This is a genomic window from Acetobacterium sp. MES1 (assembly GCF_002237635.1).
GTDB lineage: Bacteria > Bacillota > Clostridia > Eubacteriales > Eubacteriaceae > Acetobacterium > Acetobacterium wieringae.
This window is the reverse complement of record NZ_MJUY01000013.1, coordinates 358,558-384,269: the sequence shown is the minus strand read 5'-3', so window position 1 is coordinate 384,269 and position 25,712 is coordinate 358,558. Positions and strand designations below refer to the sequence as shown.

At 46.3% G+C, this 25,712-nt stretch carries 19 protein-coding genes; 7 read left to right on the top strand and 12 right to left on the bottom strand.

Features of this window, described 5'->3' with window-relative positions; all coding sequences use genetic code 11:
• Positions 1 to 53 precede the first annotated feature (53 nt).
• From BI182_RS05760 to BI182_RS05740, 5 genes are read left to right on the top strand one after another with little or no spacing between them, the layout of a single operon-like run.
• The gene (locus BI182_RS05760; RefSeq protein ID WP_286806136.1) at positions 54 to 743 is read left to right on the top strand and encodes a GTP-binding protein; all 690 of its coding nucleotides are present in this window, start codon (positions 54 to 56) and stop codon (positions 741 to 743) included.
• On the top strand, positions 743 to 1,765 hold the full coding sequence (locus BI182_RS05755) for an ATP-binding cassette domain-containing protein (protein WP_286806240.1): 1,023 nt from the start codon (positions 743 to 745) through the stop codon (positions 1,763 to 1,765). The genes BI182_RS05760 and BI182_RS05755 overlap by 1 nt, the downstream gene beginning before the upstream one ends.
• Positions 1,766 to 1,777: 12 nt before the next feature.
• Entirely contained in the window at positions 1,778 to 2,554 is a 777-nt protein-coding gene (locus BI182_RS05750) for a DUF364 domain-containing protein (protein WP_070370870.1), read from the top strand.
• A complete protein-coding gene (locus BI182_RS05745; RefSeq protein WP_286806133.1) occupies positions 2,551 to 3,252 on the top strand; it encodes a methyltransferase in 702 nt (233 codons plus the stop codon). The genes BI182_RS05750 and BI182_RS05745 overlap by 4 nt, the downstream gene beginning before the upstream one ends.
• Positions 3,253 to 3,786, top strand: coding sequence for a nucleoside-triphosphatase (locus BI182_RS05740; RefSeq protein WP_286806131.1), 534 nt, complete (start codon positions 3,253 to 3,255; stop codon positions 3,784 to 3,786).
• Here the strand turns inward: BI182_RS05740 and BI182_RS05735 are convergent.
• The 7 genes from BI182_RS05735 to BI182_RS05705 all read right to left on the bottom strand — a co-directional run bounded on the left by BI182_RS05735 (position 3,773) and on the right by BI182_RS05705 (position 13,572).
• Positions 3,773 to 6,862 (bottom strand): EAL domain-containing protein, encoded by a 3,090-nt coding sequence (locus BI182_RS05735; protein WP_286806130.1) that lies wholly within the window; start codon positions 6,860 to 6,862, stop codon positions 3,773 to 3,775. The genes BI182_RS05740 and BI182_RS05735 overlap by 14 nt on opposite strands.
• A 284-nt stretch (positions 6,863 to 7,146) precedes the next feature.
• Positions 7,147 to 7,458, bottom strand: coding sequence for a rhodanese-like domain-containing protein (locus BI182_RS05730; protein WP_286806128.1), 312 nt, complete (start codon positions 7,456 to 7,458; stop codon positions 7,147 to 7,149).
• Between the two features lie 121 nt (positions 7,459 to 7,579).
• Positions 7,580 to 9,211: a D-alanyl-D-alanine carboxypeptidase family protein gene (locus BI182_RS05725; RefSeq protein WP_286806126.1), complete on the bottom strand. Its 1,632-nt coding sequence runs from the start codon at positions 9,209 to 9,211 to the stop codon at positions 7,580 to 7,582.
• A gap of 132 nt (positions 9,212 to 9,343) precedes the next feature.
• A complete protein-coding gene (locus tag BI182_RS05720) occupies positions 9,344 to 10,270 on the bottom strand; it encodes a DMT family transporter (protein ID WP_286806124.1) in 927 nt (308 codons plus the stop codon).
• A complete protein-coding gene (locus BI182_RS05715; protein ID WP_286806122.1) occupies positions 10,267 to 11,136 on the bottom strand; it encodes a helix-turn-helix domain-containing protein in 870 nt (289 codons plus the stop codon). Before BI182_RS05715 ends, BI182_RS05720 begins: the two co-directional genes overlap by 4 nt.
• Before the next feature lie 87 nt (positions 11,137 to 11,223).
• Positions 11,224 to 12,030 carry a formate dehydrogenase accessory sulfurtransferase FdhD gene (gene fdhD, locus BI182_RS05710; RefSeq protein WP_286806121.1) on the bottom strand — a complete coding sequence of 269 codons (807 nt, stop codon included), beginning with the start codon at positions 12,028 to 12,030 and terminating at the stop codon, positions 11,224 to 11,226.
• Positions 12,031 to 12,054: 24 nt separating this feature from the next.
• Entirely contained in the window at positions 12,055 to 13,572 is a 1,518-nt protein-coding gene (locus BI182_RS05705) for a PucR family transcriptional regulator (protein ID WP_286806120.1), read from the bottom strand.
• Positions 13,573 to 13,895: 323 nt separating this feature from the next.
• Between BI182_RS05705 and BI182_RS05700 the strand changes: the two genes are divergently transcribed.
• A complete protein-coding gene (locus BI182_RS05700; RefSeq protein ID WP_286806118.1) occupies positions 13,896 to 15,056 on the top strand; it encodes an iron-containing alcohol dehydrogenase in 1,161 nt (386 codons plus the stop codon).
• A gap of 30 nt (positions 15,057 to 15,086) precedes the next feature.
• Positions 15,087 to 17,063 carry an NAD(P)/FAD-dependent oxidoreductase gene (locus BI182_RS05695; RefSeq protein ID WP_286806116.1) on the top strand — a complete coding sequence of 659 codons (1,977 nt, stop codon included), beginning with the start codon at positions 15,087 to 15,089 and terminating at the stop codon, positions 17,061 to 17,063.
• A gap of 92 nt (positions 17,064 to 17,155) precedes the next feature.
• On the opposite strand, the gene BI182_RS05690 is transcribed toward BI182_RS05695, so the two are convergent.
• The 5 genes from BI182_RS05690 to cax form a co-directional block, all read right to left on the bottom strand.
• Positions 17,156 to 18,619: a histidine kinase N-terminal 7TM domain-containing diguanylate cyclase gene (locus BI182_RS05690; protein ID WP_286806114.1), complete on the bottom strand. Its 1,464-nt coding sequence runs from the start codon at positions 18,617 to 18,619 to the stop codon at positions 17,156 to 17,158.
• A gap of 75 nt (positions 18,620 to 18,694) precedes the next feature.
• On the bottom strand, positions 18,695 to 20,098 hold the full coding sequence (locus BI182_RS05685) for a DUF1254 domain-containing protein (protein ID WP_286806112.1): 1,404 nt from the start codon (positions 20,096 to 20,098) through the stop codon (positions 18,695 to 18,697).
• Positions 20,099 to 20,420: 322 nt separating this feature from the next.
• Positions 20,421 to 22,415 (bottom strand): serine hydrolase domain-containing protein, encoded by a 1,995-nt coding sequence (locus tag BI182_RS05680; RefSeq protein ID WP_286806110.1) that lies wholly within the window; start codon positions 22,413 to 22,415, stop codon positions 20,421 to 20,423.
• Positions 22,416 to 22,504: 89 nt separating this feature from the next.
• Positions 22,505 to 24,490 carry a serine hydrolase domain-containing protein gene (locus BI182_RS05675; RefSeq protein ID WP_286806108.1) on the bottom strand — a complete coding sequence of 662 codons (1,986 nt, stop codon included), beginning with the start codon at positions 24,488 to 24,490 and terminating at the stop codon, positions 22,505 to 22,507.
• 147 nt (positions 24,491 to 24,637) lie between these two features.
• The gene (gene cax, locus BI182_RS05670) at positions 24,638 to 25,681 is read right to left on the bottom strand and encodes a calcium/proton exchanger (protein ID WP_070370857.1); all 1,044 of its coding nucleotides are present in this window, start codon (positions 25,679 to 25,681) and stop codon (positions 24,638 to 24,640) included.
• Between the last annotated feature and the right edge of the window lie 31 nt (positions 25,682 to 25,712).

The following is a 25,712-nucleotide window of genomic DNA, read 5'->3' as shown; positions in this document are numbered from 1 at the left end:
GGGTCTGTGACCCCTTACACGTCATGATAAGCAAAGATAAAGAAGGTAACGAAATGAAATTAATCACCATCGCCGGACCACCCTCCTCCGGCAAGACTGCTGTTATTTTAAAATTGATTGAAGCCTTTAAGATGCCCCCGGGCAGCATTGGCGTAGTCAAATTTGATTGTCTCACCTCCTTCGACAATTTAAGCTATGAGGCCGCCCAGGTTCCCGTTCAAATGGGTTTTTCCGGGAAAACATGTCCCGATCACTATTTTGTCAGCAATATTGAAGACGCTGTTCAATGGGGGATTGAGTCCGGCTTTAAACTGTTGATTACTGAAAGTGCCGGTCTCTGTAACCGCTGCTCCCCTTATATCAACAGCATTGCTTCGATCTGCGTCATTGATAATTTATCCGGGGTCAATACGCCCCGCAAAATCGGTCCGATGTTAAAATTCGCCGACATTGTCGTTGTCACCAAGGGAGACATTGTTTCTCAGGCCGAGCGTGAAGTCTTTGCCTTTAACATCAAACAGGTCAATTTAACCGCCCGGATTATTTTTATCAATGGCATCACCGGCCAGGGGACTTTTATGCTGGCTAAACACCTGAAAAATGCTCTGGAGATTGACACCATCCGGGACATGCGGCTGCGCTTTACCACCCCGGCGGCGGTTTGTTCCTATTGCACCGGCGAAACCCGAATTGGGGAGCCCCACCAGCGGGGCATGCTAAAAAAAATGGAGTTTAAAAAATGATGACTGTTTCCGATTTTATGACTCTTCTGAATAACGACTATCTGGCCCTTGTGATTGAACGCTATCCGATCACCCTGGATTTTCTAGCCAACTATCGGTTAAGCGATCTTGCCACCGATGGGCTGCTACTTGATGCCCTGGCGAACGTTGAAGACGAAATTCTGGAGGAATTTGGTCTGGAACCTTATGATCTGCTGCTGAACCTGGCCGTCTTTCTAAAAACATTTTCCGAAACCCGATCCGCCATTGGTGGGGTCACCTCAATTACCATTAATGGCGGCATCAATAAATTAAAGCAGCCGGAAAATATCAGTCTGACCATTACTGCCGGGGAAGTCATCAGTATTGTCGGTCCCACCGGATCAGGAAAAAGCCGATTACTCAATGACATCGAATGTCTGGCCCAACGGGACACCCCTACCCAGCGTCAGATAATGATTAATAATCATCCGCTGGATGATACCCAACGTTTTGAAATGGATGGCAAACTGGTGGCCCAGCTTTCCCAGAACATGAATTTTGTGATGGATCTGACGGTTCGGGAATTTCTGGAAATGCACGCTAAATGCCGGTTATCTCCCAATGTAAATGAGGTGGTGGAAACGTGTTTTTTATGTGCCAATGATCTGGCCGGGGAGACGTTTTCTGATGATACCAAGGTCACCCAGCTCAGCGGCGGACAGTCCCGGGCCCTGATGATTGCCGATACCGCCTACATGAGCGATTCCCCCATTGTTTTAATCGATGAGATTGAAAACGCCGGAATCGATCGCCGGAAGGCCATTATGCTGCTGGCCAAGCGTGAAAAAATCATCTTCGTATCAACCCATGATCCGCTACTGGCACTCAATGCTGACAAACGAATTATTATCAAAAACGGTGGTATTGACCGAATTATTGAAACCTCGACGGAAGAACGGCAAAGCCTGGCGCTGATCGAAAAACTGGATAATCAGCTACTCAAACTGCGAAATCATTTGCGTAGTGGTGATTTGATCACCAAAGAATTAATAAATCTGTAAGGAGAATCGCTTATGTGGGAATTATACGATGCCCTGATTGATGGCATCCCAGAAAATTATGGAGTTGATGAGTTGATCTGCGGAAAAAAACGGGCCTATGTCCGCAGCGGTAACGGTGTCGGAATCGCATCACCCCGGCTTTGCGAAACCCGGCTGCCGATGTTGACAAAAAACATGCTGGGCCTGCCCTTACGGGAGGTTGCCAGCTGTGCAAAATCCTGGAATTTTGTTGAGGCAGCCGTGGGCATTGCGGCTATCAATGCCTATTACAACAACCCCCAAATTGCCCGAGCCAATGGCATTGAATTTTCAGACAAGCCGCGGGTGGAGGATCGTAACTTTGATCCTTTTATTATGTGCCAAAACGATATTAAGGATAAAAAAGTCGCAGTGGTCGGCCATTTCCCCTACATTGAAAAGCTGATGGCACCGGTTTGTGATTTTTCGATTATCGAATGGAACCCGGAGTCTGGTGATTACCCCATCTCGGCCAGTGAATATATCCTACCGGACTGCGACTATGTCTATATTACTTGTGCAGCCCTGCTTGATAAGACCCTACCGCGCTTTCTGGAGCTGTCAAAAAATGCCCGACGCATTACCATTGTTGGGCCCGGAACGCCCCTGGCTCCAGCATTATTTAACTTTGGCGTCGGTGAGCTATCCGGATTTATGGTCAAAGACAATTTGCGGGCCGCCCGGATTGCCGCCGGGGCTGAAAATGTCAAGATTTCTGTCACTGGTCAAAAGGTGGCTTTTAAAAGAGAAGCGAAGGTGAAGACGCAATGAATTTCAGCTGGGATCCGACAACAATTAAATGGTATCAGGACGCCAATGCATACTCGCAATTTTTTAAAAACATTGCCGATTTTATTGCCCCCAGTTTAAACGGCTATACCACTTTATGCGACATTGGTTGTGGACTGGGCCTGATCGATCTGGAATTAAGCAAACATATCGACCATATCACCTGCATTGATATTAATGAATTTGCCCTCAATTCTCTAAAGACAACCATTGCCAAACAAAGAATTACCAATATTGAGCCCCGCCTGCTAAATTGTGATGACATACAAAATACGTGGGATGTCATCTATACCAGCTTTTTTGGCAGTCGTGAACCCGAAAAATTCCTACCCTACTGTCGCAAGCAAATTTCTGTCGTAAATCAAAAGAGCGCCAACCATTCATCAATAGAAAAATATAAATCCTTTCACAAAAACACCTGTGACCTGGTTGCTGCTGCCTTAGATAAGAAAAGCATCCCCTATTCCGTTACTGAAATCACGTTTGAATTTGGCCAGCCACTTGCTTCCTTTGAAGAAGGAAAACACTTTGTCCGCAAAAACTATCCCAAAGTCACTGAAGCAGATCTGCACCGTTTTCTATCGCAAAATCTGGTTGAAACCAATCAGACTGACTACCCCTTCTACCTTCCCAAAAAGAAATCATTGGGGATTTTTGAAATCGAAGGGAGGTGTCAATAAATGCATATCTTTTTAACCGGCCCGATCCAAGTCGGAAAAAGCACCATTATCCGCCGAACCCTGGGGCAGTTAAATCAGACCTACGGTGGTTTTAAAACTTATTTTGGTCCGGATCGACGTTTTCAAGATCGGTTACTGTATCTAAATGGCGCTGCTGAACCCAAATTTTTCAGCACCGATCACGGTATTGCTATTTTTAAGAAGGATTGTTTACCACAAGTTGATGACGCTCGATTCAATACCGATGGTGTTGCCCTGATCCAGCGAGCCAAAGCCAATGCTGCCATGATTATCATGGATGAGTGCGGAAATCTTGAACGCAATGCCCTTACCTTTCAGCGTGAAATTATAAATACCCTGGATGGCGACAAGCCTGTTTTAGGGGTGATAAAATGCGATAGCAACGGTTGGACGGATACGATTCGAAACCATAAAAAGGTAACACTAATCACCGTTACCTACGAAAATCGTAATAATCTCCCCGCTTACCTTGTCAATTATTACCTCCAAAGGGGCAGTTTCAAAGACCTCTGATGTTTATTTGCTGTCGTAGCACCGCCTCGATTTCCACTGCCTGCATTGGCTTATGGTAGTAAAAGCCCTGAACCGTATCACAGCGGTTTTCTTTTAGAAAATTGACCTGTTCGATGGTTTCCGCACCTTCAGCAATGACAGCAATGCCTAAATTTTTAGCCAGCTGGATGATCGTATTAACAATGGCCTGATCTTTTTCATCGCCAACAATCCCATCAATAAACTGCTTATCTATTTTTAACTGATCAATGGGCAACAGTTTCAGACGGCTCAGCGAAGAATATTCAGTGCCAAAGTCATCGATTGAGATGTAGACCCCTATTTTTTTTAGTCGGTTCAATACCCTAATCACATAGTTGGCTCTGTTGATGGCAATACTCTCAGTCAATTCCAGTTCCAGATATTTGGGTTTCAGCTCTGTTTCTTTGAGTAATTTTTGAATTTGATTGATTAACAGCGGATTGCGAAATTGGGTGGCCGAGACATTTACAGCAATTCGAACATGGGCTAGTCCCATGTCCTGCCAACTTTTATTTTGAAGACAGGCTGTTTTTAATACCCATTCCCCAATAGGATTGATGAGCCCGGTTTGTTCCGCCAGGGGAATAATTACCTTCGGCGGAATCAACCCCAGCTCCGGATGCTGCCATCTCAACAACGCCTCAACGGCAACAATTTTACCGGTTTCCAGAGAAATCTGGGGTTGATAATAAACCCGCAATTCATTATTGTCCAAGGCATGATACAAATGACTGATGAGTTTATTCTTAAATTCTACCTCCTCATATATGGTGTTTGAACACAATACGTAATTATTTTTGCCCTTATCCTTAGCCTTATACATAGCAATGTCGGCATTCTTAATCAGTTCCTCAGCGGTTTCCCCATCCTTGGGAAAAATAGCAATACCGGCATTAGCCGCAATATAAAATTCCTGGCCGTTGACTATAAAGGCATACTTGAATAAACCAATGATTCGGTTAGCTACCTTTAGCACCTCTTTTTCCCGGGCGATGTTATTGAGCATAATGACAAATTCATCCCCTTCAAAGCGGCAAACTGTATCGGTTTTTTTGATCGTTTGGGCCAGTTTCTGGCTGACCTGGATCAGCAATTTGTCCCCTCCTTCATGCCCCATCATATCGTTAACGGTTCTGAAGCTGTCAATATCCAGATAGATGAACCCGATCATCTTTTCGGCTGTCCGGGATACCTCAATTTGTTTTGCGATGCGTTCACCTAACAACAATCGATTTGGTAATCCGGTCAGTTGGTCATAGTAGGCCCGATACCGGATTTCCCGTTCGGACTGAATCTTTGACATCGCATCTGCCAGCAGATTGGCGATGATTTCCAACATATCCGCATAACGATCATCAATGACTGCAACTTCCCGGGACAAACAAAATACTAAAAATCCCCGAACATCGCCCCCCCGGCAGGAAATGGGAATGGCCATGGTTACATTGCTGTTGCCGCATATTTTTTGTTCTTCCTGTTTTTCCCCTGATTGATTCGCTTGCTCAAAACAATGCACCACCTGATTGGCAAGTATCCGCTTAATCCAGGCCGGAGCATTTGCCACCGGGATCTCCTGATGACAATGCTTTTGCGGTTTTAGCCCTTCTCGGCACCATTCATCGGTACAACTGAAATTTGTTTTATCCAGACTGAAAAAGCACAGACAGGCCCGATCCATATCAAAAGCTTCGCCGCTTTTTTCCAGCCATTTATTGGTGATGGTTTCAAAATTCTCACTACTGATCGTCAGGAACTCTGCGGAAATTTGCGCAATCATTTTCTGAATCTTAATTTGCTCGGTATTTTCTTTTAGTCGCTGAACATACAAAGAGTTGACAAAAAAGGCCACCCAGATACCGATACCAAACAATCCAATTCTGACCACATGCTCGTTGCTGTCAATCACCACAATCGCCTGCGGCATGATGATAAAGACCAGAATCTGGGTCAAAAAAATCGACACCGTGATTCCCACGATAGCAATCCGGTTATTAAATACAAGGGCCATAATAATTAAAATAAAGGGAAAAGCCCATACTGTCAGACTGGCTGAGCTGATAAACCGAAGGGTAATCAACGGAATGGCAGCTACCAGTATCACCATAATGATCTTATTCTGATGCTTTCTTAAACGATTGCTCCGCTGGGTAATCTGAATCACCAGCCCAACCAGTAATAGCAGGCTGCTAAAGCGGAAAATGGCGGTGAGCTCGTCGGAACTGGCCATAAAATACTGGGAAATAATATTCAACAAACTACCGGCAATAAAGACTACCGTCAGGTAATTATAGATCTGTTCCCGGGTATGGTTGTTTAAAATCATTTCGTAGGTACTGATGGGCTTCATCTTCACCAGGCCGTATTTTTTGATTGAAAAAAAGATACACAACGTCACGATATACATAATGTTTGGCAGTATTTGGAGGATTGACATCAGTGAAAACAACTGACTGATGACTTTAAAAACAACTGCTACTGCCAGAGAAACTGAAAAGCACAGCAAAATATAGCGGCCCTGTTTTTTATATTGTGGATTTTTTGTATTTCTGATCCAATCAATCAATAACACCAGCCCTAACAAAATACCACCAAAATAGTATAAATTATACAGCCGATCCCAGCCGTTATTCCCTGGGGTATTGATCCAGCCAAAGGGAGTGTTCGTTAAATTATATTGAATAATTGCTAAGTCCCGTGACAGGGAGAACACATAAATTAAAACTGCTGCCGGTATGTAGATCAAAAAATAAAGCCACCATTGTTTTAACAGCTTGTTACGCTGGGTTAGTACCAGAAAAAAATGAAACAGCAGCCCCGGAAACGTCGCCCATCCCAAGGCCGATACCCGACGCCAGAATAAACAGCTTTCCATATCCGGTGCCGAAACCGCCAGAGCAAATGCAAAAGCCCAAACGCTTAAGAAAATACACAACACAAAAAAAAGGCGGTTGCTCTTCTCTTTTGAATTAGTCAAAACGATATTGCTACCAAAAAAAACATAGCTGCCGCCAATCACAAAAAATATAAATGAAACCAGATGCGGTATTATCTCCACAATTGCTCCTTTCCCATGATATGTATTTGATCCTAAGAACTAAACCATCAATGTTTTTATGCTTTATACCCACAAATATTCAATTTCTACATAATTTGTTGCTATTTCATGATTAAAACCGCTTGTGGATGCTTTTGGGTACACAAAGCAACTCACTCCCCACGAGTATTTGAGGCTCCCAAAGAATGTCAAACAAATTCAAGCACCCCATTCTGAAAAAGAATTGGGGTGCTTGAACTTTTAGTCATTCTGTTGGCAGTCATTATTTTCAATCGCATTCTCTGCTACTTCACCACTTCATAGGGCCAATCCACAATACCACCAAAATCATAGATATTGCTATAGCCGAGATCCACCAGTTTTTTTGCCGCCTCGGCACTCCGGCGGCCGGTGCGACAATAAACAAGAATGGTCTGATTCGAATCGGCTAAAACAGTGGGAGCCTTAGCGCTGATCTCGGTGTCCGGAATCAGTACGGCATTCTCAATATGACCTTCGTTATATTCCTCTTGAGTCCGGACATCCAGGATGACCAGGTTTTTGCCCTCATCGATCATGACTTTGGCCTCTTCAGCCGTAATTTTGTTAACTGACACTATCTTCTCCTTTGTTTGTTGCTGACTTGAACATCCCGCCACCAAAATGACCACAATCAGCATCAGTATTCCTAACTTTTTCATCGCTTTGCCTTTCATAAAAACCAAATCATCCGCTCAGTTAGTAAATTCCATAAAATTCTTCCATCGTTTTACCGCTGTTGTAAATGGCCGTGGCTACCGGAACCCCCAGGTACCGCAGATGCCAGGGTTCATAGGCATAGCCGGTGATATTGGTTTTGCCCTGGGGATAGCGGACAATAAAACCATACTCATGAGCATGATCCCGGATAAACTGACCCTCCGCCGTGGCACCAAAACTTTCCACCAGATCAAAATCAACGGTGGCGGAGGTGACATCCATGGCCAAGCCCAGTTGATGCTCACTCATTCCCGGCCGGGCACTGACCAGCTCCGCCCCGGCGACTCCATACATCTCGACATTCCATTGATACAATGCCGCCTGAGTCGCATAAGAGCGATACCCGGAATTGCAGTAGAGGGTCAAGCCCTGAGCACTGGCACCATTAAATAACTGGATCAGATGCTCGGCGGCATCAGCACGCAGTTGGGTGTCCCGGGTGGAAGGCAGATTAACCCAGACCAGATCATCCGGTACATAATCCGCTGGGATATGATGGTTTTTATTGACCAGCTGGGCCAGTGAGCCCAATTCGTTGGCGGTATTGTCAGGTATCGGCAATCCTTTTAGTTGAACAATTATTTTAATGCCCTCCAGGCGCAGCCCCAACCCTTCAGTCCCGGCACTTTCACCATTCATCACCCAGGGCATCCAGCCAAAGCCTTCCACATGGGCTTCATAATACACGTCGAACAGATTGGCATTGGCTCCCGTCAAACGGATCTGTATTCCTTCCAGTCGCAACCCCTGATTCGAGGTCCCACTCAGTTCACCGTCCTCTTTCCAACCCTGCCAACCAAGATTCTGGACATGGGTCTGGTATTCAAAGCCAACATTGCTTTCCAGGTTTTCATTTATTATTTCGATGGCTTCCAGACGCAGATTCTGTCCTGTGGTACCACTCATTTCGCCATTTTTCTGCCAACCCTGCCAGCCAATATTCTGGATATGCGTTCGATAGGTCGATTGGGTGTTGGTGGTGACAAAGGGACGATCCGTTGCTCCCGGTGCCGGATCACCCTTGGGTACCACCATGATTCTGATCCCCTCCAGCCTTAAACCAAACCCTTCGGTTCCGGCGCTGGCATCATTCTTAGCCCAATCCAGCCAGCCAAAATTCTGGGCATGAACCTGATAGTACACGTCATAATTCTCAGCGCCAGCCCCGATCAGTCGGATTTTGATGGCTTCCAGCCGGAGTGACTGGCCCGAGGTACCGCTCATCGCACCGTTTTTTGCATAATTCTGCCAACCGATATTCTGGACATGGGTGGTATACTCAATGCCCACATCACCGTTAACATTCTCCAGGTTGACTTCAATACCCTCCAACCGCAGCCCCTGGCCTTCCGTGCCACTCATGGCTCCATTGCTGACAAAACTCTGCCAGCCCACATTTTGTACATGGGTACGATAGGAACAGCCCATCATCGCATTCACGGTACGCTCCGAGGTCGCGACCCGCTCCACCGAATCGGCTGTGACAGCGTTTTCAGTTTGTGTCGAATTATCTTCGGCGCTAACCCTGCTGATATGCGGCGTCATCGCCAACAATAAAACCAGACCGAATAAACCAATCAGTGTGATCCTCATTGCCCTTAATCTTAACATTTCATTCAACCCTTCCTTTTATAGCATTATCTTAAAAAATTAATTCCCATGATTTATTTTATCATAAATCATGGGAATGGTCAGATAATTTGTTGGCATTCGCTGTAAAATCATGTCTGCTCGTATTTCCTGTTAGCTGATTTTTTCAGTTTTTTCGGTCATCCTATTTTTTCCCGGAGCGCTCTGCTTTTCAGAAATGATCAACCCCAGGAGGGTCAGCCCAATTCCCAGTACCGCCAGCCCGGTTAATCTTTCCTTAAGAATCAGCACCGATGTTGCCACGGTGATGACCGGCACCAGATAAATATAAACCGTGGTTTTGGTGGCTCCCAATCGCTTGACTGCCAGACTCCAGGTGACAAAGCAGAGCGCCGAGGCCAGCAGTCCCAAAAACAGCAGATTAAAGAAATAAACCGGCTGAGTCAATGGTTTAAGACTCCAATTGACATCAAAAAAGGGCAGGGCCGGCAGCATAAAGAGGAGCCCGTAAAAAAAGATCCGCCTTGTGGTTTGAATGCTGTGATACCCCAGGCCACTAATTTTACGGGTCAGCACTGAATAAACCGCCCATACTCCGGCTGCCAGTAGCGCCAGTAAATCACCAATGGGATTGAGTTGCAACACCATGATCCCATTAAAGCTGATCAGAAAAATTCCGATAATGGCAGCCAGAAAACCGATGAAAAAATTCAGGCTCAGTTTTTCGCCATCCAGAAAGAAATGGGCCAGGATGGCGGTGAAAAAGGGGGCAATCGAAATAATCACCCCAACGTTTGAGGCATAGGTATAGGTAAGGGCAATATTCTCCAGTAAAAAATAGAGGGTAACCCCACATAAACCGGCAGCCATCATCAGCCTTTCCTCGGCCCAGCTGCGTAGGCCCATACGCCGGGGATAGACCAGGGTCAGGGCGAGATAGCCGATCACAAAGCGAAAAACCAGAATCTCAATCGGTGTAAAAACATCCAGCAGAATTTTTGTCGAAACAAAGGTAATGCCCCAGATAAAAATCGTAAACGCCGCCGCCAGATGGCCGGTCAGCCGATACTCGCCGCTCAATTTTTGCGCCCTTCGTCCCCGCTCCTGGTTCCCCGGGGCTGCGGATCATTTGGGATAAATATTTTCTGGTATTGTTTGGGCGTAATCCCGATGAATTGCTTAAAAAAATTAGTGAAGTGACTCTGATCCGAAAATCCGGTCTGATAAGCTGTTTCAAGCGGCTCCAGCCCTTTTTCCAGCAACTGCTTGGCCTGGTTGATGCGCACAGTCTCCAGATAACGGTAGGGGGTGATCCCCTTTGTTCTGGTAAAGGCCCGGACCAGATAATACTTGCCGCATCCGGTTAAGGCACATAAGTCTGCCAGTGTGATCCGCTCCTGATAATGTGCTTCCAGGTAGGCGCAGATCATTTCAATGTTGCCATCACTTTCCGGCTGATCACCATCGGTTTCCCGGATTCCATATTCTTCGACCAGCTGCTCGATCAAAAATAGAAAGGCTTCTTCTTTGTTAAATTCGCCTGCTTCCTGCATGACCATCTGATGCAGTTCCTGAAGGGCCTTGACCTGCTCGCACTGGGCTACTACCGGCTGTTTAAAAATCAACTTATCCGGCTTTCCGGTGATTTCAAAAACCACCTCCTTCATTATTTCCGGTTTGATGTTGAGGCACCGGTAATCCAGGGGTTTTTCATCAATTTGTTCGCAAAAATGATTATCGTAGGGATTAAAAAGCAGCAAATCCCTTGGTTCTACCCGGTATTCCCTGTTCTTGCAGGACAATTTTCGCTGTCCGCTTTCAATAAAACCAATCACATAATGTTCATGAAAGTGATTGGGGAATTTTTGAATAATGCCTTTTAACCGCAAGGCTTCGATTTTCAGTTCGCCATCATAACGGACGATCCGTTCTTCATGGTGTTTCATTTAACTACCTCCGCTTCCATCCCAGTGTAGCATTAATCTTCTTTTATCTCTAGGATGATATTGCAGTTCCGAAAAAAAAGCAGGAAATTACTTTCCTGCATAAAGATTCATTCGTTTGCCTCTGACAAAGCCAATCAGGGTGAGATTAAACTGACGGGCCAGTAAAACCGCTTCGTCGGTGGGCGCTGAATGGGAGGCAATCACCGGGATACGGCTTCTGATCGCTTTGATAACCATATCCGAGGGAATCCGGCCGGTGGTAAACAGGATCGCCTCAGCGATATTTTTTTCTTCCATCATGGCCTGGCCAATGGTTTTATCCACTGCATTGTGGCGGCCGATATCTTCGCAGATAAACGCCAGTTTATCACGAATGCTCATCGCACAACAATGGGTTCCGCCGGTTTCGGTAAACAGCCCGGCATTGTGGTTGCAGGCATTGGCCAGCATCAATACCGTTTCCGGGGACCAGTCATGAACCGGTAAGGGCATCAGGCTTTTGGCGTAAGCAGCCTGGCGGATTTTTCGGTTATTGCCACAGGAAATCGAGTTGCTGCCGGTATCATGATCAATTTCCGGCAATGGCAGTGGTTTATACAGCTGGACCTTGACCCGCTCCCCACTTTCACAGACATAAATAAATTCAATTTCATCGGGATTTTTGATATAGCCCTCGCTGAGCAGAAATCCCAGCACCAGGGCATCCAATTTTTCGGGGCTGCAGACCAGTTTAAAGGCCAGTTGATCATTAATATAGGCATTTAGATGATGTTCGACAATCACCATATCGGTCATTTTCTCTTCAGTCAAGCGATGATCTGCCGATTGCCGGATGCGTTCGATTGCAAAACTTTCTTTTAAACTTAAGTTGTGGCTTTCATTGATTATCTTCATTGCGCTTTTTTCTCCACTTTTTTACTATAAACAGGCTAAAATATCATTCACCTTCACTGAGAGCTGAATGTTGAACAAGGTTTCGCTATCGGATAAATCAAGCTCAGTTAATTCAATAATCCGATTAATCCGGTATTTGAGGGTATTGTAGTGAACATGCAAACTTTTCGCAGTCAGGGTGGTATCCTGATTATAATTAATATAAGCTACCAGGGTTTCCAGAAAATTGCTGCCCTTTTTATCATCCAGGTCTTTTAGTGTTTTCACCACCGGATGGATTAAGTTTTTAATATTGGTTTCCCCTCTAAAGCTTAAGATCATATGGGGAATAATCAGATCATCATAGTTGCGAATTCGCCCTGGTTTTTTCAGCTGATCGCCCAAGGTCAGCGCATTGTGCGCCTGTTTATAGTGCTCACAAAAATCGTACAGGTGATAAAATATTTTGCTGATGCCAGCGGTGCAGTCATTTTCTTCCAGTAGGTTTTCAAACGATGCCATTTCCCGCTCATTCTGAATTTCTGCGGTGATGGTGTCCAGCAAAATCACCAATTGTCCATTGTAAATAATCACCGTTTGCCGGTTAAAGAAATTCTGATAAATCCGCTTTAAGTAATACAACCGATCATTGGTATTCTGGCGATTATCGATGCGGATAACCAGGGCGAAGAGATTTTTATAGAGCTTTAGTCCATAAATTCTTTCCCGTTCTTCAATGGCCGCATGATCATACATTTTCTGGTTCAGCAGGGCAATTAAAAAGGTGTCACTCAGTGAACTGGCGGTCTGGCTGATGCCGTTGGCATCCTCCATGGTCATCGCTACAGCATGACACAGCATAATCAGTATTTCCTGATCACTTTCGCTAATTGGATGGTGGTATTCCAAAAGCTTCAGATAGGCCAACGGACGATTGTTTTTTAAAACCCGGCCAACCAGTTGCCGGTGGTTTAACAAGCCCGTCTCCCAAATGACCAGCACCTCTTTGCCCTGATCGATTTCATTTTGATTTTCATCCGTCATCACCGATTTAGCATACTCTTTATTGACATAGCCCTTGGACAAAGTCCATTCCCAAAGCGGTTCATTATTAATATTATTTCCCCCGGAATGAGCAATAAAACATAATGAAACATCAACCAGCAACAAGGGATTACCCAGCAGCTGATAGCCCAGATCCAGTAATTGCTGGATGGTATAGCCCTTCTGACAGGACTCAAGAATCTTTATTGAGCTGTCGCCAATCCGATACTGATCCTCAAATAATTGTCTGACCCGCTTAATCACCGTTTCCGGGCTCCAGGCTTTGTCCACCAGAATGGCATTCGTGCCACTTTCTCCCGTATACTTTTCGTCCAGGGGCTGATCCTCGATGATAATAAAACAGATTTTGTGATCCAGTCGTCGCTGGATATCAGACCCCTTTATAACATAGGCATAGTCCGGCGACACGTCTTCTTGTTCAGTAAAAAAGTCAATGCCTTTAATTTCAATCGTGTCGTCATTTTCATTGATGCGCATTCTAACAGGACGCCCATTCAATACCGACCTCATTTTTTTAAGTGTTACCGCCATCAAAACCACCTTATCATCTTATCGAATTTGACTCATTATATCACGGGGTGAAACCCCTGTACATCAGGGTCTTAAATAAAAACCACTGACCGTTTGCAGATCTCATTTTTAGGAATAATTTACCAATTCAACCTCCTTATTTTGTCACTTTTTACAAGCCTGCTTTGTCAAACGACTTCTTTTTTGATCACTAAAATCTCAAACCCTCACAAAGACGGCGCCACCCCCAACTGCTATACTGGTGCCAGCTCGAAATGACAACGCTTTAACAAAATCAAGGAGGATTTGAGATGGTACAACGATACTCACAATTATGTCCGGTAGCTTTCGGTGCTGGCGCTGTCAGCACCACCGGAGATGTAGCCAAAGAATTAGGATTTAACAGGGTTTTAATCGTCACGGATGAAAACGTAAAAAAAATGGGGCACTCTCAAAAAGTAGTCGACAGTTTAACCGCAGCCGGAATGGAAACCTTTTTATTTGCTGACTGTGAAACGGATGCCCCGGACTATACGGTTCAGTCTGGTGCCAATCTGGTAAAAACCCACGCCATTGATGGGATAGTCGGCATTGGCGGCGGCAGTGTTCTGGACACCGCCAAAGGAATCAGCACCTTGGGCGCCAATAATGTCAGTGTTTCAGAACTGCTGGATTCAGCCCGAAACATGATGCCACTGGAAAACCCGCCCATAAAGCTGATTTTAATCCCCACCACCTCTGGTACCGGCTCTGAAAGCACCATTATCGCCGTCATCAGCGATACCAAAAATCATGAAAAAATCGGTGCCATTGCACCACCCAGCTTTGCGATTGTTGACCCTGAATTGACCCTGGGGATGCCAAAAGAAATTACAGTTTACACCGGTATGGACGCTTTTTCCCATGTTTGCGAAGCATTAACCAGTGTACAACCCAATCCCCACTCCGATATTCTCTGTTATGATACCATTGAACGGATTACCAAATGGCTGCCAATCGCTGCTGCCGATCCCTTGAATCTTGAAGCCCGGGAAAATCTGGCCCTGGCCAGCAACAATGCCGGCATTGCCTTTAATGATGCCATGGTTCACTTGGGTCACGCCATTGCTCACGCCATGGGCGCCACCTTTCATATTCCCCATGGCATTGCCTGCGCCCTGGTCACACCAGTTATCCTTGAATTAACAGCTCCCGTTTATCCCGAAAAAGTCAAAAAAATCGGCACTTGCATGGGCCTAACCATCAGTGCCACTGATCCCCAGGAAATTGGAATCGACGTCGCCAATGGATTACGTCAATTTCAGAAACAATTGGGGATTCCAACCCTTCCGGACTTAACTATATCCCGAGAACAAATCCTCGGCTGTACAAACTATGTCGCCAATGAAGGTCTGCGTTTTCTCTGTCCGGTTCCGGCCACTGAAGAACGCATTGCCGCATCGCTGGCCAAGATTTACGACTGCTATCAGTAAATCGATTTATAAAATTTAAGGAGAATCTCTATGACTTTTGAAAATTTATTATCTCCCATTAATATTGGTACCTTAAAAATCAGAAACCGGGTGGTGATGGGCGCCATGGGTTCAGGAACGGCCCACGACAACGCCACGGTTTCGGAATGTGAATGCGCCTACTACGCCGAGCGTGCCAAAGGTGGGGTCGGACTGATTATCAACGAAGTCACCCGGGTAAATAATGAAACCGGCGTGATGATGCCCCGCCAAACCTCCGCCGCCACCGATGACTGTATCCCGGGACTGGCAAAATTGGCTAAAGCCGTTCATTTTTATGACGGAGCCATCTTTATTCAGCTTCATCATCCCGGTCGCCAGACTGATAACATGGCCATTGGCGGTCGAGCGACCATCTCCCCCAGTGGTATCAAGAGCATGTTGACCCAGGCCGAATGCCGGGAAATGACCAATGCCGAAATAAAAAGCTTTGTTCAGGATTATATCAATGCCGCCGAACGTTGCTACAAAGCGGGGATCGACGGGGTTGAACTGCATGGCGCCCATGGCTACATGCTAAACCAGTTTATTTCCCCGCTGACCAATAAACGGACTGACGAATACGGCGGCAGCACCGAAAACCGGGCCCGGGTGGTGAAAGAAATTATTGAAGGTATTCGCGCCCGCGTTGGCCGCGACTACCCGGTGATGTTCCGGATTTCAGCCGATGAGTTTCTTCGTGAATCGATGTTCCCCTTTTCCGAAGACGGCTTGCTGCTGGATGAAGCGGTGGAAATCTGTAAATACCTGGTGCCCTTTGGTCTCGATGCCATCAATGTCTCGGCTGGTATTTATGAAACCATGAATCAGGCATGGGAACCGATTTCTTTTAACGAAGGCTGGAAAATCTATCTGGCTGAAGCCGTAAAAAAAGCGGTGGATGTACCGGTCTTTGGGGTCGGCGTGATCCGCAACCCGGAATTTGCTGAAAAAATCATTGCTGAGGGTCGCGTGGACGGGGTTACCATCGCCCGGGGTCTATTGGCTGATCCCGATTGGGTTAATAAAGCTGCTGCCGGAGCGGTGGATGATATTCGCCGCTGCATCTCCTGTCTGAACTGCATGGACTCCATGATTGCCAATGGGATGAAGGGCGAACCCTTTGCCTGTGCCATCAATGCCCGGGCCGCCCGGGAATGGTTCTATAATGATGCCCGGCAGGATGGCGATGGCCGTTTAGTGGTTGTTATCGGTGGGGGCCCTGCGGGCATGGAAGCGGCCCGCAAGCTTTCTGAACGGCAATTTAAGGTCGTCTTATTTGAGAAAGACGGCGAACTGGGTGGCCAACTCGGTCTGGCCAACAAGCCGCCCCATAAAGATAAAATCAACTGGCTGATTGACTACTATAAAACCCAACTCACCAAGCTGGGGGTCGAAGTTCGCCTCAATACACCTGCCACCCATAATGCCATTACGGCTCTGAACCCTTATGCTGTTTTTGTGGCCACCGGTTCTGAAGCGATTGTTCCCCAATCCATCAAAGGCGTCAAAAAAGCCCATGTCTGCACCAGCACCGATATTCTCACTGGCAAGGTTCAGCTCACCGGTAAAAAAGTCGCTGTGATCGGTTCTGGCATGACCGGGGTTGAAACGGCTGAACTGCTGGAAACCCAGGACAATGAGGTTTTTGTGGTGGAGATGGCTGATCGCATTGGCCCCGATGCCAGCTGGCAGAGTTTCAGCGACGTTCAGGCCCGCCTGATTAAATTTGGCACCGTCTTTATGCCAGCCCATAAACTGGTATCAATTGATGATCAATCGATTAAATTGAAGCAGACCAATGGACAATACACTGATCTTTCTGTTGACTATGTGGTTCTATCCTTAGGCGTCAAAGCTGATCAAACCTTGGCCGATGAGCTTGTTAATCACTTTGATCGGGTTGTCAAAATTGGTGACACTGCCCAGATTGGCCGCATTGCCAATGCCGTCGAAACCGGTTTTGTCGCCGCTTATCAGTTGGTTTAGATTTTAATTCCATCATATTTTTAAATTTTTCGATAAAAATTGGCGAAGCCTGAAGCTTCGCCAATTTTTTCATGTTTTTATCCGTATTCTTCTCATGTCTCAAGCGCTTCTTCCCAAACCACAGCGTTTCTACCTGCATTTTTGGCCTGATACAAAAGCTTATCGACCAGATTCATGGTTTTGCTGTAATCTTCCTTATTATACCAGCATAAGCCAATCGACACCGTACAGGGAAAAGCCGTCTGTCGGGATTGAAAAGCCGTCCTGAACGTTTCACTCCGGTTTCTGGCATTTTCAAGGCTTTCCCCTTCAATCAGCACCGCAAACTCTTCCCCGCCGTAGCGACAAATCACGCCATCGTAAAAATGCTCACTCAAGCAATCGGCAAGTTCACAGAGTACGGTATCTCCGGCCAGATGTCCATATTGATCGTTCACCAGCTTAAAGTGGTCAATATCCAGCAACATAACCACGCCCGCCTTCTCCAGCTGATTGAATCGCTGGACAAAATGATGCCGATTATAGAGTTGAGTTAAGTGATCAGTGATAGCCAAAATCTCAACCTGTTTTTTTGCCTCAGTAATTTCGGTCACATCGGTAAAAACGACGATGGTTCCATGGTGCTTTCCAATCGCATTCAAGCGAATCTGATAATGTTTATCACCCATGGCAATAGTCTGAGAATCACTGCTCTCCAAAATATGCGCCAAAACCATATAACGGTTTATGGGCTCTCCAATCTTTAATTGACCGAGGATTCCAAACAAGCTTTGCATCGCCCGATTCATTTTCAGAATATAGCCTTCGCTGTCAACCACAATAACCCCCTCACCAATGGTATTAAAGATCATTTCATGGGTGACTTCACTCAAAAAAAGAATATCATAGCGATAAATACCACTGGCCACCAACACACTTAAAAAGATAAATGAAAAAGGTATCAGATCAATTTCACCAATTCCCCAGCCCAATAAATAACAGGTGCTGGCAATCATCGGAACCAGCATTCCGGTAAAAACCAGAAAGGCCCGCCTTCGGGTCACCCCTCTGGTATTTAGGATCTGTCCAATCAAAACAACCAGGGCATAAATCATCGCAAAATACAAGGCCCCTACCTGAACCATATACCATTGACCTTTTTGTGTCATCACGATGGGAAAGCCAATGCTCCTATCCACCCCCATTTGAGCATAATATAAACCATGCATCGCATTTGTCTCAACCAAAAACAAGGTAGCCGTACAGATGGCCAGCACAATCCCCATCACATAATTGTTGGCAAAACGCCGCTCCCCGGCATACTCTCTGGCAAACCAGAGAATGAGAATGGGATAAAAAGACACGCCCAGATACTCCACTCGAATCCATTGATACATGGTTTCCCAATCCGAGCTCATCAATTCCATCCCATAGGCAAAACTGTGAATTGCCATGGCAAACATTAATAGCGTAATCGCTTTAACCCCAGAAATTCCCCGATGCCGAAAGCCAACGATCCCCAAAACAATCAAGACCATTGATGAAACCACCAATATTGTGCTTAAAATTATATTCATCTAATTAGCCTCATTCAAAATTATCGTTGTCAAAAAAACACCCTTGCAAACCGAACTAATCGAGACGCTGATTTTTTATTCGGCCTTTTTTATCGTTGGCGGTTGCCAGCTGCCATCAAACACTGATTCCTGAGGCAGATAAATTCGCAGGTACAAATGAAAATTATCGGCTGAGATCGGCAACCAGTTATTTGCCAATGTGGCATCAGCTGGGGCCTGGGTTTGCAGCAATAAATCCAGTGATCCATCCTGATTGTAGGTGACGGCACTGCGGTCATTGATACTGTAGCGATTAATCGGATTATCAATTAAAAAATTATCACTGTCATAGGCGGTGATCGACCAGAAACCGGTGTCTTTGGTTGGTGGGAGCTGCTCTTTGTCAAAATGGATCACATAATTGTTGGTGCCATCAAAGGTGACGCCATCACTAGTGGTGCTGGCATTGGGATAAATGGCGACGGAAACCGGATTGGCTGCCAAACCGTTTAAAGCAATCAATGCCCGATAATCGTATTCGGTGCCAAATTCGGCCACCGGTTCACCAAAAAACCGCCAGTTATTCATCTTAACCAGAAAATCCTGAGAATCATTGAACAAGGTGGTCGACAGATCATTGATCATCGTATTCCACTCGTCCTGTCCGGAATCCCCCAGTATCGCCGGGTCAAATTCAAGGCCCGGGCCGACGCCCACCGCACTGATTTTTTCGATCATGGCCTGATCGGCGCTGGCAGGAGGATTGGCAACCATTAACGCATTGGCGGTATTAAAAAACTCCGCCGGAGTCATCTGCAAAACATGTTCGATGGGAATAAAGTTATTACTTTCACTATAGCTGCCCTTAGCTGGAATATAGGCTTCCCCCGACAAATAATTCGTCAGCGGCAGCAATTGGATGTTATTTTGAATGGCATAAACATTGTCAAGATCGGCTTCGCCGTAGCTGAGCACCCGACACAGAATCCAGGCCATATTGGTAGGCATGGCAACATGAACCAGGTCTTTGGGAATTTCACCACTGTAATTGGGCCCGGTAATCAGAAAAGCCGTCTGATCCGGATTATCGCTGCCGGAGCCGGTAATTTTGACGGCATTGGTATAAGCATCCATGATCTCCCCGGAACAAAATCGGTCCGCTTTGGGCATCACAAAAACCATTGCCGTTTCCGAAAGATCTAAAAATGCCTGCGAATAAAGGGTATCGGTATTGAGGGTGACCACATCCTTAGCACTGGCATTGGCCAGATTATGGCTGTGGAACAACTGATTGGGCGGTGCCTGGGTCGTCGTTGGTTCCACTGTATTGGTCATCTTTTCCATGGTGGCATTCACCAGCACCAACGGAAAGGCATAAACGTAGGCATCGTAGATGGTCTCTTTGATACTCTCTGTTTTTGGTTCATTCTGGCTGGCGGTACAGCCGGTCAAAAACAGCAACGAAAGAAATAGACAGATAATCCTGGTAATCTTCTTCATGACAAATTTCCCTTCTTATTCAAATAAGCTAATCTGCAATCATCCTGGATAATTTTTCGACTCATGATCAATTGCTCTATTTCATTCATTGTAACCCAATTCCGACAAAAAAATAAGACTCAAAATATTAATTTTGAGTCAGACTGTCAAAAAAGATAACCCAGTACCGACAATTGTTACATCATGTTGTACGCATCGGAGCGGACACGGCAGAGCCTGTCCGATTCCGCAGCGAACAACAGATTAACAATTGGTCGGTACGGTAGTTTATTGATAACCTCACTCAAATATTAATTTTGAGCCTTATTGCGGCATCAACTATTTAAAAGCTGTACTGATAGGCAAATTCATCGCCTTCGTTGCCGATAAACATCAGATAAGCACCCGCTGGCACCGGTACGTCTTCGATTACGGCATACATGGTATCGGCCAACACCGTCAGTGCGGGGTCATAGATCACCAGGCGGCCGCCCTCTGGTAGGGTGACACTAAAGCTACCGTCAGCGTCCAGCTTCCTGATGACATTTTCGCCTGCCGTATCAATCCTGATTTTTTCATCACTGGCCAGCACGGGGATATCAGCCACATCCACAAAAACATAACCCATTGCCGTCATTGTGGTGGTTCCGTTTTCTTCTGTAAGGGTTGGCTCAACCAGATCCCGGGCGTAGGGCAGGTTGTTATAGGCGGTATTTTCGTCTTTCAGGGGATAGGGTGTAAAGCTGCCGTCACTGCCAAAATAAATAGTTCCCGGAAGCTCCGGCAGACTGCCAGTCACAGCAGAAAATGCATATAAATCAATGGCACTGAGATTTTTGGGAATCCAGGCTTTACCGGCAAAACGACTGGTATCGATCGGGTTATTGGCCGTAATACCCTGACCGATGACCAGCGAATAATCGGCCGTATTCATCGACTGCAGCACCAGTTTTTTGCCAAAACTTTCAGAAAAAGACATCCGATATCCGTTTTGCATATCAAAATAGCCCTCACCGCTGTAGGAATAACTGCCAGCGGTGGTAAAGCCATCGCCATCGAAGCGTTTGTATTCCAGCGTGTTATTCTGCTGATTAAACTCAATTTTGATGACACTGCCGCTGGCTCCATAATATCCGGCAAAGCTGAGTATTTCGCCTGGTATCGCTGTGGTAGTGGTTGTTTGCTCGGCTTCTGCCGGGGCGGAAATAATTTCCTTCTCTTCCAGTAGTGTCTGGGTGATGGTTTCGGCAATTCCCGAAGCATCCCCGGTACCAGCAAAGATCAGAGCCACAGAAAGTTTCTCTTCAGGAATGACATACAGCTGAGAATTAAACTGCAGCGTTCCGCCATTTTTGCTCAGTACATGGACACCCTGTTCGGCAAAACTGGCAACGTCCACCATATCCCAACCCAAACCATAATTGGTAATCGGGGTGCCTGTCGGCACTGTTTCTTTTCCATACTGGGGACTGGTATACTCGGTAAAGGATTCGGCACTCATCAGCATGTTTTCCAGCAGAGCATTGCCAAAATGGCATAGATCCACTGCCGTTGCGGAAATTCCCCCGGTGCCCATCAGATTAATGATTTCTGCTGGCAGAGCGGTGCCATCCTCGTTGTTATACTTCAGGGCAATATTGGGATTTCCAGCCTTAAAGGAACAGCTGCTGTCGTTCATCCCGGCTTTTTTAAAAATATTCTGCTGCAGATAGTCGGAATACGTCTGGCCGGACACCTTTTCAATTAACACCTCGGCCAGAGTGAATCCATCATTACAGTAAACACTGACCACCCCAGGATCAGCCTTGAGACTGGAACCCGCCAGATAATTCATAAATTCCGTCAAAAACTGGGAATCTTTGGCCGATGCAAAGCCATTATACATCATCGTTCCCGGCAACCCCGAGGTATGGTTAAGCAGCATCCGAACCGTGATGTCCTTGTAGCGGCTGTCCGCCATGGTGAAATCCGGCAGGTAGCTAACCACCGGTTTATCCAGCTCCAGCTGACCCGCCTCCACCAGCTGCATCACGGCCGCAGCTGTAAACACCTTACTGACCGAACCAATATTAAACTGAGTGCTGGAATTTACCCCCAACGCCTCAGTCCGGTTGGCCATGGCAAAACCTTCTTCATAAACAATTTTACCATTGTCCATAATAGCCACGGTGGCACTGGAGGCCCCACCGCCAGCGATGGCTTTCCAGATTTCGGTGCGTGCCGTGGTGATGGTTTTTTCATAGCTCTGACTCTGGGATGGGGCGGTCGTACATCCCGCCAAAGGAACAAGAATCAACAACAAACCAAGCATCACAACTGTTAATCGTTTTTTTAACATTTTCTTTATCCTTTCGTTTTTTTATAAATTGTTCCCTCTTTTAATACCAGTCTTTAACCGCTTTTATAATTCCTGTCGATGTTGCCCCACTAAACGGTATACGCGTAAGTGAATGTCGCTCCCGGCGCACCGATAAAGACCAGATAAGAACCGGCTGTCACTGGGATTACTTCGGCGACGCCACTGCTGCTGTCGTAATCTCGCTGCAGATCGGGACCATAAATCACAATCCGGCCACCTTCTGGCATAACCGCACTGAAGGTTCCATCATTATCCAGCTTGCGGCAGATACTTTGCCCATCACTGCCAATTACAATCGCTTCATCGTTCTGCAGCGACGCCACGGAAGCGGTATTGATAAACTGATAATCCATGATGGTTAAGATCCTTTGGCCGTTGTTTTCGGCAATCGTCGCCTGGGCCAGATCCCTGCCGTAGGGCAGCACCATTTGGGTTGTGGTCGCATCTTTTAAGCCATAGAGGGTGTAGCCGCCATTGGCCGTGTGATAAAGATAACCCGGCAGCTCTGTCACAACCCCGGTTTTTACGCCCATCGCATTGGCGTCAATGGCCGAAAGATTGGTGGGAATCCATGATTTTCCGCTAAACTGGCTGGTATCCAGCGCTGCCGCTGCTGCCGCCATTTTCTGCCCTGAGACAAAACCAGCATCGCTGCTTTGATCATAGATCATAAAAAATTCCTGGCCGAAATTTTTGGCAAAACCAGCTCGATAGCCCACCGGTAAATGAAAATAACCATCACTGAGATAGGGATAGGTGCCCTGGGTTTCAAAGGTCTTGCCGTCATATTTTTTATAAATCATGGCATTTTTCTCGTTATTGAATTCAATCTTTACAATCGCTCCACCATCGCCATAAATCCCGGCGTAAGCCAGAAACTCATCGGGGATGGTGGCTGCCGTTGGTTCTGCTGTCTCCGTTTCCAAACCCTCACTGAGACCATTTTCATCAAGCAGCGCCTGGACAATATCATTGGCAACGCCAGTGACATCGGCATTTCCGGCAAAAACAATGGCCACCGAGATATTTTCCTGCGGCAGCAGATATAACTGCGAATTATATTGGGGCGAGCCGCCGTTTTTACCAATCACCGTCACCCCCTGGCGCTCAAAATCGGCCACCGCCACACTGTCCCAGCCCAACCCATACGGATACAGGGGTGTTCCAGCAGGCACGGTTTGGTCCCCATATTGGGGACTGGTATATTCGGTGACCATCGCTTCACTTAAAATTTTGCCCTGAAACAGGGCCTGGCCATAACGACATAAATCAGCGGCGGTGGCGGCTATCCCGCCGGAACCAAGGCTGTTTATATATTCCACTGGAGCAGCGCTGCCATCTTCGTTGTATTTCCGGGCAATGTCGGTGTTATCGGCTTTAAAATAACAACTGCTATTTTTCATCCCGGCTTTTGTAAAAATATTGGTCGCCAGATAATCAGAAAAAGATTGGCCGGAACTCTTCTCGACCAGAATTTGGGCCAGCGTAAAACCATCGTTGCAGTAGACACTTACCTTCCCGGGATCGCCCTTTAACTCAGTACCAGCCAGATAGGCCAGAAATTTTTGGGTATAGTCTGGGTCCGGCTCCGTTGTTTCGGCATTGGTGGTATAGGTTCCGGGCAAGGCGGCGGTATGATTTAACAGCATTCGAACCGTGATATCCTGATAGCGGCTATCAGCCATGGTAAACTCCGGCAGGTAATCAACCACCGGTTTATCCAACTCCAGTTTTCCGTCTTCGCAAAGCTGCAAGACTGCCGCAGCGGTAAACACCTTGCTGACCGAACAGATATTAAACTGGGTGTCTTTGGTTACCGCAAGCCCGGCTTCCCGGTTAGCCATGGCAAAACCTTCTTCATAGACCAGATTACCATTGTCCATAATCGCCACGGTGGCACTGGAGGCCCCGCCTGCTGAAATGGCATTCCAGATCTCCGTTCGTGCCGTCTCAATGGTTTTTTCATAGCTTTTGGGTTCTGCCTTGGAGCTACACCCCGAGAACATCAATCCCAGCATTATCAAACATCCCCAGATCAAAATTCTTCTTTTCATTACCGTTCCTTTCAAAAATCATCCACAATTTTTTCTGCTATTTCTTTTTTACCCCAACACGTTTAGTTTATCAACCTTTTTTCGTATAAAAAAACAGATAGTTATTACATATCTGTTTTTAGGGCTTCCTATTTTCAGTTTTCTTGATTATAAAATAAAAAACGACACCGCCATAATCAGATAAACTGCCAGCAGCTGAACCCCTTCCAGCCAGTTGGATTCGCCGTCACTAGCCACCCGATTGGCAATCAGTACCGACAATACCAGGGCCACCAGTTCAAACTCGTTAAAAATGATGCTCATCGGCGTAAACAGCAGACTCAAAAAAATCAGCACTGGCGTAACAAAAAGAATCATCTGGAGACTGGATCCAATGGCGATCTCCATCGCTACATCCATTTTATTTTTATAAGCCATCACAATCGCGGTGCTGTGTTCAGCCGCATTGCCGATAATCGGCACCAGAATAATCCCGACGAAAAACTCACTGAGGCCAATGGCTTCGGTCATCGGTTCAACTGCTCCCACAAACATCTCACTCTCAACCCCAATCAGGACCGTTGCGCCAATTAAAACAGCAATCGCCTTATTAAGCGACCACTTGGGCGTAGCTTCCTCCTCTGGTATCGCCGCATAAATATCTTTATGGGTGTAAAAAGAAAAGTACAGACTCATCAGATAAATGGCAAACATGATTATTGCTACCGTAATGCTGAGACCCTCATAACGGGTATTGAGAAGATCGGCGGCCACGGTATGAGTAAAGATCGCCGGAACGGTTAAACCAATGACCGCAAACAAGAGCATACTGGACGACACCTCAATGGATTGCTTATTAAAGGTTTGGGATTTAAACTTAATCCCTCCCATCAGCATGCTGGCCCCTAACACCAGTAGAATATTACCAATCACCGAACCGGCAATAGACGCTTTGACCACGTCAAACAAGCCAGCCTGCATGGCAAAAAAGGCGATGATCAGTTCGGTGGCATTGCCAAAGGTGGCATTGAGAAAGCCGCCGACACGGGGTCCCGAATAAAAAGAAATTTCTTCGGTTGCCTCACCCATAATACCCGCCAGGGGGATAATCGCCAAAGCTGACAAAATAAACATCACGGTGGGTGAAAAGTGCATGAATTCTCCGACAATACTTATCGGCACAAAAATCAGTAAAAACCTTAGTATCTTCATCTACACTCACTATCCTCGTTCTTAATTTCTG